This is a genomic window from Streptomyces sp. 6N223 (genome assembly GCF_052246635.1).
Classification (GTDB): Bacteria; Actinomycetota; Actinomycetes; order Streptomycetales; family Streptomycetaceae; genus Streptomyces.
In genome coordinates this window covers 1-4,127 of record NZ_JBQQCA010000123.1, presented here as the reverse complement: position 1 = coordinate 4,127, position 4,127 = coordinate 1, and the positions used below count along the sequence as shown (strand labels likewise).

The following is a 4,127-nucleotide window of genomic DNA, read 5'->3' as shown; positions in this document are numbered from 1 at the left end:
CGTTCGCGGCGATCGGGATATACGCGAACACCAGCAGCAGGACGACGACAGGCACCGTCATCAAGATCAGCGGATAATCCCGGCGCACCTTGTGCCGGAACGTGATACCGCCCTTCAGACGCGGATCGTCACGACGACGACGCCGCCCGACCCGGGACTTCTTCCTGGGCGTGATCAGGCCTGACCCGCGCTGCTTCGGCGGCGGAGGGCTTCCGCCGGTCTCCCGCGGGCCGGGGGACCGCGGGACCGTGCTCTGCGCCACGGAGGTTTCTCCTTGCTCTGCGTAGTGTGCCGGGCCGGGCGGGAGGAAGCGCCGTGGGGCGGACCCAGCCCGGCACACTGCCGGTGGGGTGGTGGGAGGCGGACGGAGCGGGGCCGCTAGGCGGCGCTCTCGTCTTCGTCGAGCAGTCGCTGGTAGAAGTCGCGCAGCTCGTCGCCGCCGTTGCGCCGCCACTCGTCCACGGCATTGCGCATGTCGCGGATGGAGGCGCGGCCGCGGGTCACGTCGTCCTCCAGGTCCTCGAAGCCGTCGTCGATGCCGGACAGGCGGGCGGGCTCCTGGATCTGGCGGCCGGAGAAGAGCCAGTCCCTGGTGAAGGGGAAGTTCCGCTTCTGCCAGGCGGTCCAGTCCTCGACGATCTCAGGCTCATCGGGGAAAGCGATGAAGGGCCCGGGCGAGCAGATGAAGGTGTAGGTCTCGGGGACGACCTCCGCGTTGCCCTTCTCGGCGCGGACCGGCAGGCCGTCCTCCAGGGTGTAGTGGGTGCCCTCGACGCCCCACTGCTTCAGCCGCTGCTCGACGGTGCCGTAGGGGGCGGCGGTGAAGTTGGCCAGCTCCAGCGCCGCGCGGATGCGGTCCTCGGAGAGGTTCTTGTTGACGAACGTCCAGATCGTGGAGCCGTTCCCCCGGTACAGGACGGGGTCGCCGCCGTCGGGGGCGAAGAAGTCGAAGGCGCCCATGCGGAAGTCGGGGTTGGTCTTCTGCTGCTCCACGGAGCTGCCGTACCAGGCCCCGTTCCCGCCGATGAACATCATGACCTCGCCGGCGGCGAAGCGGACCCCGGGGTCGCCGGTGGCGGCGATCGCGTCGGGGTGGACCACCCCGGCCTCGAAGACGCTGCGGGTCCACTCCAGGGCCTCGAGGTACAGCTCGCTCTCGACGCGGTTGATCAGCCGGCCGTTCACCAGCTCCCACTTGGGGCTGCCGTACATGATCCCGCCGAACCACTTCATGTCCTCGCACGCCCACACCCGGTTGCGGGGGGAGGTGATGTCCTTGGCGAAGTCGATGAACTCCTGGGCATTGGTGGGCGGCGACCAGCCGTTGGTCTCGAAGATGTCCTGCCGGTAGAAGGGCATGACAGTCTCTTCGGGGTTCATGGGCATGGGCAGGCCGCGCAGCGCGCCGCCGAAGATCGCTGGCTCCCACGCCTCGGTGGGGATGGCGGCGAGGTTGGGGTAGTCCAGCACCTTGTCGCCGGAGAGGTGCGGGCCGAGGTCCGCGAAGCGGCTGGATATGGCCTGCGGGATCTGCCCGTTGAGCTCCCATTCGGGGATGCACACCAGGTCGGCGATGTCGCTGCTGGCGAGGGTGGCGGCGAGCTTGTCGCCGTAGACGTTGCCGTCCTGGACCTGCCAGGTCATGCGGACGCCGATGCCCTCGTCCATCGCGGTCCAGAACGGGTTGCCCGGCCGCGGCGGGGTACCCCACAGGGGCGTCATGGCGGTGAGCTCGGCGCCGCCACCTCGGGGGTTCGGCACCGAAACGCCCAGCTCCTCCTGGGGAATCCACCGCGTGTAGCCAGGGCTCGAGCCGCTCTCGCTGGCGATGTCGGGATCAACGGCGGCGTCGGAGGCGCGGTAGGTCGGCAGGATGGACTTCAGCTCGTCCTCGGAGACGCGCCCCTCCTGGCCGCCGCTTCCCTCGCCACCACATGCGGACAACAGCGGCATGCCGCCGACCGCGGCGGTGGCGACCGCGGTGGAGGCCAGGAAACTTCTCCGGCTCGGCCCTGAGCGTGAGTTCGGCATGACGTCGGCACCCCTTCGTGACTCTGCGCTTCATTAGTGATACGTAAGACGACTTATCGAAGCGCTTCGATGAAGGGGGAGGTTAGGGCTCCTCGGTGGGTTGCACAAGCCCTGCGGCAGAAGTTCGGCGGGCGAATCTGACAACGTTGCCAAGAGGAGCCTGCGGGCACCTCAAGTCGTCTCGCCTGGTCTCTTGACAGGGTCAGGAGCCTGGCTGAGCATCGAAGCGCTTCGATGCTCGCCGGTGTCTGTCCTGGTATGCGCCCCGGCTGTGCATCACTCTGCCGTTGACCGCCACCGCAAGGGAACCTCCGTGACCGCTGAACCGCTGCCGTTTCGCGATCCGTGTCTGTCGACGCCGGAGCGGGTCGCTGACCTGCTGGGGCGGCTGACCCTGGCTGAGCGCATCGCCATGCTTCACCAGTTCGCGCCCGCTGTGGAACGGCTGGGGGTTGCGGCGTTCCGTACCGGGCAGGAGGCGCTGCATGGTGTGGCCTGGATGGGCCGGGCCACCGTGTTTCCTCAGGCGGTGGGGCTGGGTGCGACGTGGAATGAGGACCTGGTGCGGCGGGTGGGTGAGGCGGCGGGCCGGGAGGTGCGCGCGATGCGGGCCACGGACGCGCGGGTGGGGCTGAATGTGTGGTCGCCGGTGGTGAACCTGCTGCGGCATCCGCTGTGGGGCAGGAACGAGGAGGGCTACGCCGAGGATCCTCATCTGACGGCCGCGCTGGCCGCCGCCTACACCCGGGGGCTTCGGGGGGAGCACCCGCGGTACTGGCGTACCGCGCCGATCCTGAAGCACTGGCTGGCGCACAACCACGAGGAGGACCGCACCACGGCGTCCACCTCGGTGCGGCCGAGGGTGTTGCACGAGTATGAGCTGCCGGCGTTCGCCGGGCCGGTGCGGGCCGGGGCGGTGGCCGGGGTGATGCCGGCCTACAACCTGGTCAACGGCCGGCCCAACCACCTCTCGCCGCTGCTCGCCGCATGCTTGCGTACCTGGATTGACCGGCCGCTGGTGGTCTGCTCGGATGCCGCCGCTCCCAGCAACATCGCCGGTGACCAGGCGTACTACCCCAGCCATGAGGAGGGCCTGGCCGCTGCGTTGCGTGCCGGCGTCGATTCCTTCACCGACCACGGGGAGGACTCGCAGGTCACCATCGACCGCCTCACCGCCGCTTTGGAGCAGGGGCTGATCGACACCTCCGACATCGACACCGCCGTCAGCAGGCTGCTGACGATGCGCTTCGACCTGGGCGAGTTCGACCAGATCGACGACGCCCAGGGCCCGTTCGGGCCGGCCTTTGACACCCCCGGGCACCGGGCGCTGGCGCTTGAGGCGGCCGAGCAGGCGATCGTGCTGCTGAAGAACGACGGGCTGCTGCCGCTGCGTCCCGGTATCCGGCTGGCGGTGGTCGGGCTGCTGGCGGATGAGGTGAAGCTGGACTGGTACGCCGGAGCGCTGCTGCACCGGGTCACACCGCTTGAGGGCCTGCGCGGCCACCCGTCCGTCGCCTCCGTCAGCTACGCCGAGGGCACCGACCGGGTCCGGCTGCGCTGCGCCCGCGGCTGGGTCACCGTGCCCGACGCCCCCGGCGCCGACCAGGCGACCCCACAGGAGGAGGCGACCGCCGCGCTGGACCCGGCGCTGCTGCGCGGCCGCACCGACCTGCCGCCGGTCACGGTGGACGCCCGGGAAGAGGCGGCCACCGCGCTGCACCTGATCGACTGGGGCGGCGGCGTGCTGACCCTGCGCGCGCCTGATGGCCGGTACCTGTCCGTGGCCGAGGACGGCTACCTGCGCGCCTCAGCCGGACAGCCGGGCGGCTGGGTGGTCCAGGAGACCTTCCAACTCCAGCCACACCACGAGGGCCACCTCCTGCGGCACCTGGGCAGCGGCCGACACCTCACCGTCACCACACACGGCCTGAAGGTTGCTGAGCCGGACACCAGCGAGGGCGGTGTGGTTTTCACCGTCGAGACAATCGAACGCGGCGAGGAGGCCGTGGCCGCCGCGGCAGCCCAGGCCGATGTGGTGATCGTCGTCGCCGGCAACGACCCGCACATCAACGGCCGGGAGACCCAGGACCGCGACA

2 protein-coding genes and 1 pseudogene are annotated in these 4,127 nt (G+C 70.1%); 1 reads left to right on the top strand and 2 read right to left on the bottom strand.

Going from position 1 to position 4,127, the window contains the following annotated elements:
- Together ACTWQH_RS32535 and ACTWQH_RS32530 are read right to left on the bottom strand one after the other, a co-directional pair.
- A pseudogene (locus ACTWQH_RS32535) lies at positions 1-262 on the bottom strand (sugar ABC transporter permease); the annotation flags it as partial.
- 116 nt (positions 263-378) lie between these two features.
- The gene (locus ACTWQH_RS32530; protein ID WP_443290415.1) at positions 379-2,031 is read right to left on the bottom strand and encodes an extracellular solute-binding protein; all 1,653 of its coding nucleotides are present in this window, start codon (positions 2,029-2,031) and stop codon (positions 379-381) included.
- Positions 2,032-2,344: 313 nt separating this feature from the next.
- Here ACTWQH_RS32530 and ACTWQH_RS32525 point away from each other — a divergent pair.
- On the top strand, positions 2,345-4,127 hold a 1,783-nt coding region (locus tag ACTWQH_RS32525; RefSeq protein ID WP_443290414.1), incomplete at its 3' end, for a glycoside hydrolase family 3 N-terminal domain-containing protein.

What these genes read in the sequence shown, in the direction of transcription:
- ACTWQH_RS32530 (WP_443290415.1), bottom strand. Translation starts at nt 2,031, where the DNA reads ATGCCGAACTCACGCTCAGGGCCGAGCCGGAGAAGTTTCCTGGCCTCC.